The organism is Streptomyces sp. L500, assembly GCF_054551825.1.
This window is the reverse complement of sequence record NZ_JBTOLC010000078.1, coordinates 1-14,434: the sequence shown is the minus strand read 5'-3', so window position 1 is coordinate 14,434 and position 14,434 is coordinate 1. Positions and strand designations below refer to the sequence as shown.

The following is a 14,434-nucleotide window of genomic DNA, read 5'->3' as shown; positions in this document are numbered from 1 at the left end:
TTCACGCCAGAGGGGCGAAGAGGTCGACCCCGTTGCCGTCCGGGTCGTGGACCACCGCGTACCGCTGGCCCCAGAAGGCGTCCCACGGCTTCAGCTCACCGTGGTATCCGGCGGTGACCAGGTCCTCGTACACCGCGTCGACGTGTTCGGGACTCGTGCAGCGGAATGCGAGCCCCAGCCGGCCGCCGCCGCCCGTCGGTGGGCGCCACGTCGGGTGGAAGGAGCGGACGGTGCTCTCGGGGTCGAGGAGGAGGCGCAGCCCGCCCGGTAGGTCCGCCTCTACGTGTGGCTGGTCCTCTGAGCCTTCGGGGAACTCGATCCCCAGGCGTCGGTAGAAGGCGAGCGACGCTGCCAGGTCGGAGACGATGATGCCTACGGAGTGGAAGTGGGGTGCCGGTGTCGGGCTCATGTGCGGGAGCCTAGGCAGGGCTTGGGCGGTCGGTCTTGAAGGAAACGGACCCGCCCCGGCCCTGCCGACCGCGTTCGACGCTCAGTACGCCGGGTACGGCGGGACGTGCTTCGGGCTGGGGCCGTACTTGTTGTGCTCCGGCTTGGTGTCGAGGCACGTGAACACCAGCAGGACGATCCAGCCCACGACCGGGATCAGGCCGAACAGAATCCACCACGCCGAGCGGTCGGTGTCGTGCAGGCGCCGGACGGTGGCGGCGAGCGAGGGGAGGAACACCGCCACGACGTACACGGTCCCGATGAGGGAGTCCGTGCCGAACACGGCGTCGGCGATGGCCAGCACGATGCTGATGACGGTGCTGATCAGGGTGAACATCCAGTACTCCTGGCGGCGCGCCCGGCCGCTGAACACCGCGTATTTCTTGAGTACGGCTATGTACCAGTCCACTGGGTCTCCCAAAAGCAAAAGGCCCCGAAGAGCCCGGTTTCTGTAGGTAAAGGCGGGGTAAAAACTACACTATGTGGGGGATTTACGACACCCGCCACGGCCCCGCACCCCGTTGTCAGTGGTCACCGCTAGGTTCAGGCACATGAGTTCGGGACTGAGTGTGTATCTGCTGGACCCGGCCAGGACTCGCGCCCTGGTCGGCTCGCGTGACGAGCAGCTGCTGGAGGTCATCCGCGGCAACTTCGCCGAGGATCTGGCGCATGCCGACGACTGGTTCTCGCACGCGATAGAGGACGGCGCGCCCACGGCGTACGAGGCGCTGGAAGCCGTCGTCAACGGCGGGCCGTTCAGCGAGGACGACGAGCACGCCTTCCAGTACGGGTACGCGTACAAGCGGCTCTGCGACCTCACCGGTTCCTTCCTCGACAATTCCTGCTTCTGCCCCTTCCGGGGCAGTTGGCTGTCGGTGGTCGACGAGGGGCTGCGGGCCCTCGGGATCACGGCGGTTTCCGTCGAGGAGTTCGGCTACAGCAGCTTCCCCGATCCCCTGCCGCGGCCGTACGAGGCGCCGGGGTGTGGTGAGTGGAGCCCGGAGCAGTGCGCGAAGGCCCTGGAGCAGTTCGAGGAGACCAAGCGGAAGGGGCACGCCCCGCCGCTGGAGCCCGAGGTCGTCGAAGCGGTCATGGACGTCATCGGGTGGCTGAGGCACGCCGCGGCCCGGCCCGGGTTCGGGATCATCGGGTTCCGGTCTTAGGTCTCCAGCCCGTCATGGGTCTCCAGCCTGTCATGCGTCCCTCGCCGCCGCTCCCTCCACGATCGACAGGACCGTTCCCGTCGGGATGATCCGGGAGAGGTGAAGGCCCGCCTCCGCGAACAGGTCCCTGAATTCCCGCTCCGTGCGTTCACGGCCCACCAGCGACGCCATCATCATCAGGTCCAGCGTCTTGCCCTGGTGCGGGGCGTTGTCCTGCGGAATCACCGCGTCGATGACCAGGACCCGGCCGCCCGGCGCCATCGCACGGCGGCAGTTGCTCAGGATCGTCCTCGACTGGGCGTCGTCCCAGTCGTGGAGGATGCGCTTGAGGAGGTAGATGTCGCCGGGTGGGGCCGAGGTGAAGAAGTCGCCCTCGGCCAGCGTCCAACGTCCGGCCAGGGCCGGGGTGTTCAGGCGGTGGCCGGCCAGGACGTGGGGCTGGTCGTAGAGGATGCCCTGGAGGGCGGGGCGGTCGCTCAGGACGGACAGCAGGAGGCCGCCGTGGCCGCCGCCCACGTCCACCACCGTGGCCCCGGGCGGGAACGGGTACGCGTCGGCGATGGGCTGGTTCTCCGCGTCGGACATGGACGCCATGCCGTCGTGGAAGATCGCCGCCGTCTCCGCGTCCCGCTCGAAGTGGTCGAAGAACGGCACGCCGAAGATGCCCTCGAAGGCCGACGTGCCCTGCTCCACGCACCTGGTCATCTCGCCCGCCGGCAGCCACATCGTCCGGTCCGTGATCATCAGGACGGCCGAGCGGACCGAAACGGGTGCGTCCGAACGCAGTGCGTCCCCCGCCTCCGTCAGGCGGAAGCTGCCCTCCCCGTCCTCCTCGAACAAGCCCCGCGTGGCCAGAAGGCGCAGGACCCGGTGGAGGCTGCGGGGGTCCGTGCCCGTCGCCTTCGCCAGGTCCGACGGGGTGCGGGGGCCGTCCGTCAGGTGGTCCGCCACGCCCACGGCGGCTGCCGCGCGCAGCGCCGCCGGGTAGAGGAAGCCCAGGGCTTCGTCGATGATTCGAGCCGCGCTCGCTTCATTGGTCACCAGCCATGCATGCCCGGGGCGGCGGACGATTCCTCTTCCTCCAGCGTTAGCTTTAGGACGAGATCCCTTGATACGGAGGTTGTTGCTGTGGCAGTTCCTACGTCCCTGGTCGCCGCCGGTGGTCTCATCGGCGGTTACGGCATCGCACGGTGGACCAAGCAGCGGCCCCTCGGCGGAGTGGCCCTCGCCGCCGCCGGGGCTCTCGCCGCCAAGCAGTGGAAGGACACCGTCGGGGCTCCGGCCGCCGCCGGGCTCAGCGGGCTCTACGTCGCCGCGTTCGCCGGGTCGCATCCGCTGGCCAAGAAGGTCGGGGCCTGGCCGTCCGTGTTCGGGGTCGCCGGAGCGGTCGCGCTTGCGTCTTGGGCGGTGGAGCGGGGCGGCAGCCGCTGAGTGCTCCGCTGCGGGCCGGTGGGGGCTGATCGCGCAGTTCCCCGCGCCCCTTCGGGGCGCTCAGCTGAAGTCCAGCTCCCCCGTCCTCGTGCGCTTCAGTTCGAAGAACTTCGGGTAGCCGGCCAGTAGGCGGATGCCGTCGAAGATCCGCACCGCGTCCTCGCCCCGCGGGATCGCCGTCAGCACCGGGCCGAAGAAGGCGACGCCGTCGACGTGGAGAGTAGGGGTACCCACCTCCTCGCCCACCGGGTCCATGCCCTCGTGGTGGCTCTTGCGCAGCGCCTCGTCGTACTCCGTCGAGTACGCCGCCTCCGCCAGCTCCTCCGGGAGGCCGGCCTCGGCGAGGGCCTCGCGGATCAGCTCGTCGGTGGCCTCCCGGTCGGCGTTGTGGATACGGGTGCCCAGCGCTGTGTAGAGGTCCCGCAGCACGTGCTCGCCGTGCTCCTGGGCCGCCGCCGTGCACACCCGGACCGGTCCCCAGCCGGTGTCCAGGAGCCGGCGGTAGCGCTCGGGGAGGTCCTCGCGGCCCTCGTTGAGCACGGACAGGCTCATGACGCGGAAGCGCAGGTCGAGGTCGCGGTGCTGGTCGACCTCCGTGATCCAGCGGGACGTGATCCAGGCGAAGGGGCAGATCGGGTCGAAGTAGAAGTCCACCTTGTTTGTCATGACCACGAGCCTATGCGGCCGTTGTCCCATCGGACTGGTCCATTCGCGGCCCGTGGTCATGGGCCAATCACTTCGCCATCAAGCGGCCGACGCCGCCGTCAGCTTCGCCAGCTCCGCGTCCGTGAGCTTCAGCTCCGCCACCGCCAGCAGCGCCGGCAGTTGCTCGACCGTACGGGCGCTGGCCAGCGGCGTCGCCACCGTCGGCTGGGCCGCGAGCCAGGCCAGGGCCACGGTCGCGAGCTCGGCGTCGTGGGCGGCGGCCACCTCGTCGAGGGCGGCCAGCACGCGCGCGCCCCGCTCCGTCTCCAGGTACTTCACCGCGCCGCCCGCACGCGCGCTGTCCACCGTCGTCCCCGGGCGGTACTTGCCGGTCAGGAAGCCCGAGGCCAGCGCGAAGTACGGGACGGCGGCCAGGCCGTGCTCGGCGGCCACGGAGGCGAGTCCGCCCTCGTAGGTGTCGCGCGAGACCAGGTTGTAGTGGGGCTGGATCGCCACGTACTTGGCGAGGCCGGCGGCGTCCGAGAACTCGAGCGAGGCCCGCAGGCGCTCCGGCGAGATGTTGGAGGCCGCGATCTCGCGGACCTTGCCCTCCTTCACCAGGCCGTCCAGCGTCGTGATGATGTCCTCCACGGGGACCGACTCGTCGTCCACGTGCGTGTAGTAGAGGTCGATGTGGTCCGTGCGGAGGCGGCGCAGGGACGCCTCGACGTCGGCCTTGATGGTCGCGGGGGCCAGGCCGCGGTGCTCGGGCACGCCGTTGCCCACCTTGGTGGCGACGACGATCGCGTCACGGTTGCCGCGCTCCGCGAGCCAGTTCCCGATGACGGTCTCGGACTCGCCGCCCTGGTTGCCGGGCACCCAGGCGGAGTAGACGTCCGCCGTGTCGATGAAATTGCCGCCCGCCTCGGCGTAGGCGTCGAGGACGGCGAAGGACTGCTTCTCGTCGGCCGTCCAGCCGAAGACGTTGCCGCCCAGGTTCAGGGGGTGGACGAAGAGACTGCCGATATTCGTGCGATGCGTGTTGTCAGCCATGCGATGGTTCAACTCCCCTGCCGGGCCCGTTATTCCGCGGGCGCCGGTGCCGGCAGGGGGTCGGGAGGGGGGTGGACGGACAGGGGTGCCGCGATGTCCTCCAGCGAGCGTCCCTCCGCCCGTACCGCCAGGAACGCGGCCACCACTCCGCCCACGCACATCAGGGTCGCGCCGAGGCAGAAGGCCACGACCGTGTCGGCGACGACGCCGCTCTGGGTGAGGGCCGAGAAGAGGAGCGGGCCGCTGATGCCGCCCGCCGCCGTGCCCACCGCGTAGAAGAAGGCGATGGCCATGGCCCGGGTCTCCATCGGGAAGATCTCGGAGACGGTGAGGTACGCGCTGCTGGCACCCGCCGAGGCGAAGAAGAGGACCACCGCCCAGCAGGCGGTGAGCGTGACGGCGTTCAGGTGCCCGGCGCCGAACAGCCAGGCGGTGCCGAACAGCAGGACCCCGGCCAGGAGGTACGTCGACGAGATCATGATGCGTCGGCCCAGGGTGTCGAAGAGCTTCCCGAGGAAGAGCGGGCCGAGGAAGTTGCCCACTGCTATGACCGCGAAGAAATAGCCGGTGCGGGAGGTGGAGACGCCGAAGAAACGGGTGAGGATGGCGCCGAAACCGAAGGTGATCGCGTTGTAGAGGAACGCCTGGCCGATGAAGAGGGCGAGCCCCAGAATGGCCCGGCGCCGGTAGTCGGAGAAGACCGTGCGGGCGATGTCGCGGAATCCGAAGCTCTCGCGCTGGCGGATGGCGAAACGCCCTTTGGCCGGAGGCAGTTCGATGCCCTTTTCCGCGATGACGCGCTTCTCGATCGACGTGACGAGCCGTTCGGCCTCCTCCGCCCTGCCGTGGATGAACAGCCAGCGCGGACTCTCGGGCACATGGCGGCGGACGAGCAGGATGACCAGCCCCAGGACGACGCCCAGCCCGAAGGTCAGCCGCCAGCCGATGGCCTTGGCGAAGATGCTGGTGTCGAGCATCAGGATCGACAGCAACGAACCCGCGATGGCGCCGAGCCAGAAGCTGCCGTTGATGATGAGGTCGACACGGCCGCGATAGGCGGCCGGGATCAACTCGTCGATGGCGGAGTTGATCGCCGCGTACTCACCGCCGATACCGAAACCCGTCACGAAGCGGAAGGTGAAGAACCACCAGGACGAGTACGAGAACGCGGTCAGGGCCGTCGCGGCCAGATAGACCGCGAGCGTGACCATGAAGAGCCTTTTACGGCCGAAGAGATCGGTCAGCCGGCCGAAGAAGAGCGCACCGGAACAGGCGCCCGCCACATAGAGCGCGGCCGCCACTCCCGTCACCCCGCCGGAGGTGATCGGCAGACCGCTGCCCTGCTCGGAGAGCCGGCCGGCGATATTGCCGACGACCGTGACCTCCAGGCCGTCCAGGACCCAGACGGTGCCGAGGCCGATCACCACGGTCCAATGCCACCGGGACCAGGGCAGCCGGTCCAGGCGGGCGGGCACGGACGTGGTGATCGTCGCGGTGGTCGTCACGTCATCTGATTTCCCGATCGCTCGCAGAACATTCCCGGGATATCCGATATCGGGTGGTTCTGGGGGCGCTATGACCTGATTGCCCTGCCCGGCTTGCCGACCGGCGGCTCCCCTCGTTACGGCTCCAGGCCCCTGCCGCGCAGCCACGACAGCGGGTCCACCGGCGCGCCGCCGCCCGGCCGGACCTCCAGGTGGAGGTGGGGGCCGGTGACGTTGCCGGTCGCGCCGACCCGGCCGATGACCGTGCCCGTGCCGACCTTGCCGGACGTGACCACCATCGACGACAGGTGGCAGTACCAGACCTCGGTACCGTCGTCGAGCGTCAGCACGACGCGGTAGCCGTACGCGCCCGCCCACCCCGCCTGGGTGACGGTGCCCCCGCCGACCGCCTTCACCGGGGTGCCCGTGGGGGCGGCGAAGTCCTCGCCGGTGTGGTTCGCGGACCACATGTTTCCCGCCTGGCCGAAGCCGGCGGTGAGGGTGTACGAGGCCACGGGGAGGGTGAAGGTCCCGCCGGCCGCGCGGTGGGCGGAACGTTCCGCGCCACCTGACGAGCCCGTCGCGTGCCGCTCCTGAACACCGGCCGAACCGTCCGTCGCCGACCCGGCCGCCGCCGACCCGGCCGTATCCTCGCCCCCGCCGGCCGCCTCCCGCGCCGCCCGCTGCGCGGCCTCGTACGTCGCCGCCTTCGCGTCCGCCGCCTGGCGCTCGGCCGCCTCGCGCTCCGCCGCGGCCTTCTCCGCCGCCGCCTTGCGGTGTTGCTCCGCCGCGGCCTGCGCCACGCGCGCCTGCGCCTCGGCCTCGGCGGCGATCTGCTGGTGCTCGGCCTGCTGGAGGATGCGGGCCCGCAGCACCTCACCGGCGTCGACGGTGTCGCGCACGGTGCGTACCGTCTCGACGGGGGCCTGCTGTGCCTCGGCGGTCTGCCGCGCGCCCTGCCCGTGGCCGTCGGCCATGAGCGAGCCGACGACCGGAATGCTCTGGGCCAGGTCCGGCATGGATATGGGAGCCTGCGGACGGTCCTGGGCGCTGGCCATGCCGCCCGCGCCGACCGCCGCGATCATTCCGGCGCCGAGGACCGCGCCGCTCCGGGCCATCGTGCCGCCGCGCGGCTTGACGACGCGGTGTCTGCCGCGGACGGGCGCCGCCGGGTGGTCCTCGCCGGGGGCCCACTCGCCCGTGGCCGACGACTGCGCGGGGGCGGCGAATGCCCCGGGGGCCGCTTCCGGTTCGTAAGGGGGGATGTAGGCGGGAACGAACGGAGGGTCGTACGAACTGCCGTCGAGCTCGGAGCTGTCGGACCTGTTGGACGCCACTGGGGCGACTCCTTTCCTTCCTGCTCGCCTACCGGGTTAGCTGACGGGTTCGGAGAAGGAAGGTCTCCTACAGGCCGGCGTACGGGCCCGATTCACCCCAAATGATGGTTCCCCGGTTCCACCCACGGGATTCGGCGAAGGCGCACGGCACCGCCCTTGCGGCGGTGGCAACGACCGCGCTGCGTTATCGAACGTTAATAGACAGGGCGGCTGGATTCCAAGCCGAAAGGGTGAAGCGGGCAGGCGCGTTGGGGCACTTTATAAGGCGCTTACTTCTGACCGTTCGTCAGTCGTTATGGACCTGAGGAGATCGCAGGCGCACGGTACGGCCGGTGACCTGGGGGCGTTTGTGGGTGATGGGCGCGGTACGGAGCCGGCCGTCGATCCGCCGGATGGCGAGCAGGGCCATGTCGTCGTCCGTGCGCCCGCCCGCGTGCCGGGCCACGTCCGCCGTGAGGGAGTCCAGCAGGGCCTCGGGGCTGCGGAACTGCTTGCCGCGCAGCCGCGGCCGGGGGTCGTAGAACGTCCCGGTCGCGTCCCTGGCCTCGGTGACCCCGTCGGTGAACAGCAGCAGCGTCGACCCCACCGGGAACTCCCACTGCTCCACCCGGTCCGGCCACACGCCCAGGTCCCCCATCCCCAGCGGCAGGGCGGGCGCCCGGGGGTGGGTGTCGCCGACGGTGCCGTCGGAATGGAGGAGGAGCGGGGGCGGATGACCGCGGTTGACGATGCGCAGGGCGCCCGCGCCCGGTGGGACCTCGGCCAGGACGGCGGTGGTGAACCCCTCGGCCTGATCGACGTTCGCGCGCCGCGCGCCCTCCCGCTGCAGCGCGCGCTCCAGCCGCGCCGCCAGCCCCTCCAGCGTGCGCTCCTGCTCCGCCGCCTCCCGGAACGCGCCGATCAGGATCGCGACGGCCTCCACCGCGCCGAGCCCCTTGCCCCGTACGTCGCCGACGATGACGCGGACGCCGTAAGGGGTGTCCTGGACCGCGTAGAGATCGCCGCCGATCCGGGCGTCGGCCTGTGCGGCGACATAGCGCGCGGCCACCCGGAGCCCGCCGATCCGGGCCGGGGGCGTGGGCAGCACGGCCCGCTGGGCGGCCTCCGCGACGCTCCGCACCGACGCCAGCCGGCGGTTGCCGCGGCATACGACGCGGTTGATGCCGACGGCGAGCGCGCCGACGGTCACGACGGTGACGACCTCGGTCACCGACTCGCCCACCTCCGGCGCCTGCCGTGCGAGGGAGAGGGTGACGATCGCCGCCAGGGCCGCCACCGCCGCCAGCAGGGTGGCGGGCAGGGAGAGGAGCGAGGCGGCGACGAGGGGCGCGGAGACGAAGAAGGGGGCGGAGGAGTACTTGGGGGGCGTGAGGACGTCGAAGACGACGCCGCCGGTGATCACGGCGGCGGGGAGGCAGCGGGCGAGAACGACCGGCGCCCACCCGGGGAACGGCTCGCAGAGCGGATCCGGTCCGGGCGGCGGCCCGTCTCGCTTCCCCACCGTGTGTTCTCCTGACCGGCCGACGTCCCTTGCTCCGTCCCACCCTCGCGTCCGGCGCGCGGGCGGGCGAACGGGGGTGAGCCGTTCGGGGACGCGAGGGGGGCGTGGGAGGACGCCCGGGGACGTCGGCGTCAGGACCTCAACGCATCAGGACCCCAGGCCCTCGATGCATCAAGGTCTCAATGCGTCAGGACGCGGCGGGACGGCGGCCACCGCCGCCGCTCCGGCGCCGGCCGCCGACGGCGTTGCCCGGGCGGGTGCCACCCGAACGGCGCGCGCCGTCACCGCCGTTGCCGCCGAAGCCGCGGAACGGACGGCCGCCGCCGTTGCCGGCACCCGAGCCCGCACCGGCGCCGTTACCGGCACCCGAGCCGGAACGGGAGCGGGAGCGGGAACCGCGCGAGCGCGACGGCTTGGTGCCCTGACCGGACTGACCGCCCTGGCCGCCCTGCTGCTGGGCCGGGACCGGCGGCGCGATGACGACCGGGACGCCGCTGGGCTCACGGGCACCGGTGATCCGCGCGAGCTCGGGGTCGGTCGGGTAGGTCTTGATGACGTTCGGAGTGATCTGCGCCGTGGTCATCATGCGGCTCATCTCGCGCCGCTGCTCGGGCAGGACGAACGTGACGACCGTGCCGGACTCCCCCGCGCGGGCGGTGCGGCCACCGCGGTGGAGGTAGTCCTTGTGGTCGACCGGCGGGTCGATGTTGACGACGAGGTCGAGCCCGTCGATGTGGATGCCGCGCGCGGCGACGTTCGTCGCGATCAGGGCGGTGACCTGGTCGGTCCGGAACTGGTCCAGCACCCGGTTGCGCTGCGGCTGGCTCTTGCCGCCGTGCAGCGCGGCGGCCCGTACGCCCTCGGACAGCAGCTTCTTCACCAGCCGGTCGGCGCCGCGCTTGGTGTCCACGAACATGATCACGCGACCCTCGCGGGCCGCGACCCGGGCGACGGCGTCCTTCTTGTCCTGGTCGGTGACGTGGAACAGGTGGTGCTCCATGGTCACCACGGCGCCCACCGAGGCGTCGACGGAGTGCGTCACCGGGTCGGTGAGGAAGCGGCGGACGAGCCGGTCGACGTTGCGGTCCAGGGTCGCGGAGAAGAGCATCCGCTGACCGCCCGGGGCGACCTGCTCGAGCAGCTTGGTGACCTGCGGCAGGAAGCCCATGTCGGCCATCTGGTCGGCCTCGTCGAGGACCGTGATCGCCACGTCGCGGAGCGCGCAGTCACCGCGCTGGATGAGGTCCGCGAGCCGTCCCGGCGTCGCGACGAGCACCTCGGCGCCCCGCGCGAGGGTCTGGGCCTGGCGGCCGATGGACATGCCGCCGACGACCGTGGCCATCCGCAGGTTGACGGCGGTCGCGTACGGGGTGAGGGAGTCGGTGACCTGCTGGGCCAGCTCCCGCGTGGGGACGAGGACGAGCGCGAGCGGCCGCTTCGCCTCGGCACGCCGCCCCGCCGTACGGGCCAGCAGCGCCAGCCCGAAGGCGAGGGTCTTGCCGGAGCCCGTGCGGCCGCGGCCGAGGACGTCACGGCCGGCCAGCGAGTTGGGGAGGGTCGCCGCCTGGATCGGGAACGGCGCGGTGACGCCCTCGCGGGTCAGCGTGGAGAGCAGGCCGCCGGGCATGTCCAGCTCGGCGAAGGAGTCGACGGCCGGCAGGGCCGGGGTCGTGGCGACCGGCGTCTCGAACTCACCCTGGAGGGGAGCGGCGGGACGACGGGCGGGCTGCCGCCCGCCGCGGGAACGGGCGTCCGTGGAGCGGTTGGCGTCCGTGGAGCGGTTGGCTCCGGCGGAACGGTTGGCGCTCGTGGAGCGGGCGGGGCGTGCGGAACGAGTCATTCGGGGGACCTTCCCTCAGTGGGGTGGCACGCCCGGTTTCGGGAGACTCGTATCGCGGGCAGCCCTGGACGGACGTTCCGGCGTGAGCCCTGGGCGCGCTGGCGCTGGGCGGCAAAAGGCCCGCACCCAGTGGTGCGGGCCCTCGCCGTGCGGTGTCGCGTCACGCGTCGACGCGTCACGCGGGGCCGGACGAATCCGGCCGTTCGTCAGATGTTGACGATGTTCTCGGCCTGCAGGCCCTTCTGGCCCTGCGTGACGTCGAAGGAAACCTTCTGGCCCTCGAACAGCTCACGGAAGCCGTTGGAGGCGATGTTCGAGTAGTGGGCGAAGACGTCGGGGCCGCCGCCGTCCTGCTCAATGAAGCCGAAGCCCTTTTCCGAGTTGAACCACTTCACGGTTCCAGTAGCCATGTCCGTCTCCTTCATCATTCGGGTGGGCCCCGGACCGGACATAGACCGGCGAAAACAAAAATGCGCCTTCGGCTACATAACCGTCAGGCGCACACGAGTTCATGGGTACCACAACTGCAACGCACCCAACCATACCACGTGGTCCCGTTTCCTGTTGATCATGGTCGGCCGACCCCGCCCCCGGGCTCTGCCGCCGGGCCCTATAACTCCACGCCCTGCGCCCTGGCATGGCGGTCGGCGGCCACCTCCGCCTCCGCCTCATCGAGATACACCTCACACACGAGCCGTCCGTCGGCCGTCATGTTGTGCTCCAGCTCCCAGAGGCTGACCTCGCCGCCGCCCTCCAGCAGGAACGCGTGCTCGTAGAACCGGCACCAGGTGGCATCGCGGCCCGTACCCCGGCGCCTGGGCTTGGTGATCAGCGCGATGTGGTGGCCGAGCGCCCCCTGGAGCAGCTCGCGGACGACCTCGCCCGGCCCGTCCGCGTTCTCCGCGCGGCGCAGCAGCCTGCGGGCGTGATCGGGCGACGCCTCGGCGACGTACTCCCGGCGGGGCCTCGTCGGGCCCATCGCGAGCAGCAGCTCCTCCGCCAGCCAGGCGGGCAGCTCCTCGGACTCGCTCCCCGGCCCGATGCCCCCGCCGCCGATCCGGTCGTGCACCCGGCGCTCGGCGGCGTCGAGCGCGCCGTCGTCGGTGTAGAGCTCGTAGAGGTAGCGCTCCTGGGGCCCCGTGTCGTGCTCCAGCTCGTAGAGGACGAGGCTGCTGCCGTCGGCGAGGAGGAAGACGTGCCGGTAGGTGTTGCACCGCAGGGGGCGCCGGCCGTCGTTGCGCTGGCGGTACGAGCGGAGCTCGGTCTGGTGCATCAGCGCGGTGCGCAGCCGGTCCAGGAGCGGCTCACCGATCTCGAAGCCGTTCTGGGCCCGCTCCAGCAGCTCCGCCACCTGCTCGGCGGGCGTCGGCTCGGAGCCGGCGGAGCCGTCCGGCTCGCCGCGCCGCCCGCTCTCGCCCTCGCCCCCGCCCACTCGCGTCTGCGCCATGCCCGTCGCCTCCCGACCTTCGCCGCACCGGTACTGCCCACCCCGCGCACTTACCGTAGCGGCGCGAACACACGACGGGGGCGGGGTTTCCACGAAGTCGCTCGCGCGACGCCGCTCGCGCTGGCGTTCGCCACACTCCACGGGTGCGGGTGCTTCGGCTGCGGGCCGCCTCTGGCTGGTCGCGCCCACGCGGCGGCAGCCGCACGACGACACGGCCTCGCGCCCCTTACGGGGCCTTACGGCCGCCCAGCCACCAGCCCACCAGGCCCGCCGCCGACAGCAGGGCGCCCGCTCCCACGAAGGCCCCGGCGGGGGCCGCGTCCACGACGGGGGGCAGGAGGAGGAGGCCGGCCATTCCGGCCGACCGGGTGACCGTCTGGTCGACGGTCAGGAGCCGGAGGCGCTCCGCCGGGGCGAAGCGGGTCAGGTGGGCGCGCAAGGTCACCGCGCAGACGGGGAAGAGGAGGCCGGAAAGGACGCAGAGGGCGATCACGACCGCCATGGAGTCCGCCACACCCAGCCCGGCCAGCGCGCATCCGGACAGCGCCCAGGCGAGGCAGTACATGCTGATCCAGGACCCGGCGGGGCCGGAGGAGCCGGCGGCGGCCGGCCGTCCGGCGAGCTGGCCCGTGAGCAGGTTCCCCGCGAGGCCGCCGGCGGCCGTGGCGGCGAGGGCCAGGCCGTATCCGGTGGCGCCCTGGCCGAAGCGGGAGACGAGCAGCGGGGGCAGGCCGACGGTCGAGACCGCCGCGGTGAACAGGGCCACACCGTGCACCGCGACCGCGATCGCGATCCGGGGGTGGCGGTGGAGGAGGGGCCGGGCGGGGACGCCCGCCGTCGCCCGCACGGGGCCGGTGGGCGGCTCCCCGCCCCCGGGGCTCGCCGTGCGGCGGCCGAGCCAGCCCAGGGCCAGGGCGGAGACGACGAAGGTGCAGCCGTCGACGGCGAACAGTTCGATCTCGGACACGAGCAGCAGGAGGACCCCGACGCTCCCCTGCCCGAGGACCCCCGCGATCCTCGACGTGAGGTCGAACAGGCCGCTGACCAGCGGGAGCTCCTCGACCGGCACCAGCTGGGGGACGAGCGCGCCGAAGTTGGGGTCGAAGACCGCGCTGAGCGTGCCGAGCAGCAGGACGAGCGTCAGCGTGATCAGGAAGCCGGTCGTGTCCGGCGACCAGAACAGCGGCACGGCCAGGGCGACGGCGGCGCGGCCCGCGTCCAGCCAGGCCAGGGAGCGCCAGCGGGAGAAGCGGGCCATCAGGTAGCCGGCGCCGCCGAGGGCTATGTAGGGGAGCGATTCGACGGCGGCCACCAGGCCCGTCCGGGAGGACGAGCCCGTCGCCTCGTACACGACCCACATCGCGGCCAGCCCGTAGAGCCGGTCCCCCAGCACGGACAGGGTCATCGACAGCCACAGCACCCGCACGGAGCGGCAGCGCAACAGGCGTATGTGTTTCATCGCCTATGCCTCTGGCCCATGTCCCATGGCGCGTTACCTCCGGCACATCCACTTCCGGTGGCGGCACACAGTAGGGCGAGTGTCCAGAGCACCTCCCGGGCATTGGCCGTCAAACCCGGACCAGTCCCGCCACGTCGCCACCCGCACGTGTGGCGTTGTTCGCCCCGCGTCTCGGGAAGCGGACGACGGGGGACGCGCTCGGCCATCCGGGGACGCGCCGCGCGCCACATGACACCGCGACGACATAGAGTGACGGGAGCATTGCTCCGCGTATCCGAGGGTCTGCCGTGCGGGCCGCGAACGTCACGCGAGCGCGATGTGGACCATTTCAGGACGCGAGGGATCGGCGGCCGCCGGCCTTCCTTCGTCCTGCTGAGGCGAACTGGAGGTTTCCCAGTGGCGAAGGCGAAGTTCGAGCGCACAAAGCCGCACGTCAACATCGGCACCATCGGTCACGTCGACCACGGCAAGACCACGCTGACCGCGGCGATCACCAAGGTGCTGCACGACAAGTTCCCGGACCTGAACCCCTACACGCCCTTCGAGGACATCGACAAGGCCCCGGAGGAGCGTCAGCGCGGTATCACCATCTCCATCGCGCACGTCGAGTACCAGACGGACGCCCGG

At 71.6% G+C, this 14,434-nt stretch carries 15 protein-coding genes and 1 riboswitch; of the genes, 3 read left to right on the top strand and 12 right to left on the bottom strand.

The genetic code is table 11. The annotated features are described in order from the left end of the window. Nucleotide 1: 1 nt before the first annotated feature. Both ACX9I7_RS31835 and ACX9I7_RS31830 read right to left on the bottom strand, forming a co-directional pair. The gene (locus tag ACX9I7_RS31835) at nucleotides 2-409 is read right to left on the bottom strand and encodes a VOC family protein (protein WP_459389298.1); all 408 of its coding nucleotides are present in this window, start codon (nucleotides 407-409) and stop codon (nucleotides 2-4) included. Nucleotides 410-490: 81 nt separating this feature from the next. After that, the gene (locus ACX9I7_RS31830; protein WP_387577700.1) at nucleotides 491-856 is read right to left on the bottom strand and encodes a DUF805 domain-containing protein; all 366 of its coding nucleotides are present in this window, start codon (nucleotides 854-856) and stop codon (nucleotides 491-493) included. A gap of 142 nt (nucleotides 857-998) precedes the next feature. On the opposite strand from ACX9I7_RS31830, the gene ACX9I7_RS31825 reads away from it, so the two are divergent. After that, nucleotides 999-1,610 carry a DUF7691 family protein gene (locus tag ACX9I7_RS31825; RefSeq protein ID WP_387577702.1) on the top strand — a complete coding sequence of 204 codons (612 nt, stop codon included), beginning with the start codon at nucleotides 999-1,001 and terminating at the stop codon, nucleotides 1,608-1,610. A gap of 30 nt (nucleotides 1,611-1,640) precedes the next feature. Here the strand turns inward: ACX9I7_RS31825 and ACX9I7_RS31820 are convergent, their stop codons facing one another. Continuing rightward, nucleotides 1,641-2,651: a methyltransferase gene (locus ACX9I7_RS31820; protein ID WP_459389297.1), complete on the bottom strand. Its 1,011-nt coding sequence runs from the start codon at nucleotides 2,649-2,651 to the stop codon at nucleotides 1,641-1,643. 87 nt (nucleotides 2,652-2,738) lie between these two features. On the opposite strand from ACX9I7_RS31820, the gene ACX9I7_RS31815 reads away from it, so the two are divergent. After that, the gene (locus ACX9I7_RS31815; RefSeq protein ID WP_387577706.1) at nucleotides 2,739-3,041 is read left to right on the top strand and encodes a hypothetical protein; all 303 of its coding nucleotides are present in this window, start codon (nucleotides 2,739-2,741) and stop codon (nucleotides 3,039-3,041) included. Between the two features lie 60 nt (nucleotides 3,042-3,101). On the opposite strand, the gene ACX9I7_RS31810 is transcribed toward ACX9I7_RS31815, so the two are convergent. From ACX9I7_RS31810 to ACX9I7_RS31770, 9 genes are all read right to left on the bottom strand, one after another. Then, a complete protein-coding gene (locus ACX9I7_RS31810; protein WP_459389296.1) occupies nucleotides 3,102-3,707 on the bottom strand; it encodes a mycothiol-dependent nitroreductase Rv2466c family protein in 606 nt (201 codons plus the stop codon). A gap of 78 nt (nucleotides 3,708-3,785) precedes the next feature. Then, nucleotides 3,786-4,739: an aldo/keto reductase gene (locus ACX9I7_RS31805; protein WP_459389295.1), complete on the bottom strand. Its 954-nt coding sequence runs from the start codon at nucleotides 4,737-4,739 to the stop codon at nucleotides 3,786-3,788. 29 nt (nucleotides 4,740-4,768) lie between these two features. Beyond that, nucleotides 4,769-6,271, bottom strand: a complete 1,503-nt coding sequence (locus ACX9I7_RS31800) for an MFS transporter (RefSeq protein ID WP_387577826.1) — start codon at nucleotides 6,269-6,271, stop codon at nucleotides 4,769-4,771. Nucleotides 6,272-6,360: 89 nt separating this feature from the next. Then, complete coding sequence (locus ACX9I7_RS31795) at nucleotides 6,361-7,560, bottom strand: M23 family metallopeptidase (RefSeq protein ID WP_459389294.1); 1,200 nt, start codon at nucleotides 7,558-7,560, stop codon at nucleotides 6,361-6,363. Between the two features lie 10 nt (nucleotides 7,561-7,570). Next, nucleotides 7,571-7,707: riboswitch (cyclic di-AMP (ydaO/yuaA leader) on the bottom strand. Between the two features lie 139 nt (nucleotides 7,708-7,846). After that, entirely contained in the window at nucleotides 7,847-9,061 is a 1,215-nt protein-coding gene (locus ACX9I7_RS31790) for a PP2C family protein-serine/threonine phosphatase (RefSeq protein WP_387577714.1), read from the bottom strand. Nucleotides 9,062-9,248: 187 nt separating this feature from the next. Continuing rightward, entirely contained in the window at nucleotides 9,249-10,901 is a 1,653-nt protein-coding gene (locus tag ACX9I7_RS31785) for a DEAD/DEAH box helicase (RefSeq protein ID WP_459389293.1), read from the bottom strand. 206 nt (nucleotides 10,902-11,107) lie between these two features. Next, nucleotides 11,108-11,311, bottom strand: a complete 204-nt coding sequence (locus tag ACX9I7_RS31780) for a cold-shock protein (RefSeq protein WP_086571010.1) — start codon at nucleotides 11,309-11,311, stop codon at nucleotides 11,108-11,110. A 200-nt stretch (nucleotides 11,312-11,511) separates the two neighbouring features. Beyond that, nucleotides 11,512-12,348 carry a DUF6227 family protein gene (locus tag ACX9I7_RS31775; protein WP_229820759.1) on the bottom strand — a complete coding sequence of 279 codons (837 nt, stop codon included), beginning with the start codon at nucleotides 12,346-12,348 and terminating at the stop codon, nucleotides 11,512-11,514. 226 nt (nucleotides 12,349-12,574) lie between these two features. Further along, a complete protein-coding gene (locus ACX9I7_RS31770; protein WP_459389292.1) occupies nucleotides 12,575-13,807 on the bottom strand; it encodes an MFS transporter in 1,233 nt (410 codons plus the stop codon). Nucleotides 13,808-14,203: 396 nt separating this feature from the next. On the opposite strand from ACX9I7_RS31770, the gene ACX9I7_RS31765 reads away from it, so the two are divergent. Continuing rightward, nucleotides 14,204-14,434: GTP-binding protein (locus tag ACX9I7_RS31765; protein ID WP_459389291.1), on the top strand; the 231-nt coding region annotated here is incomplete at its 3' end.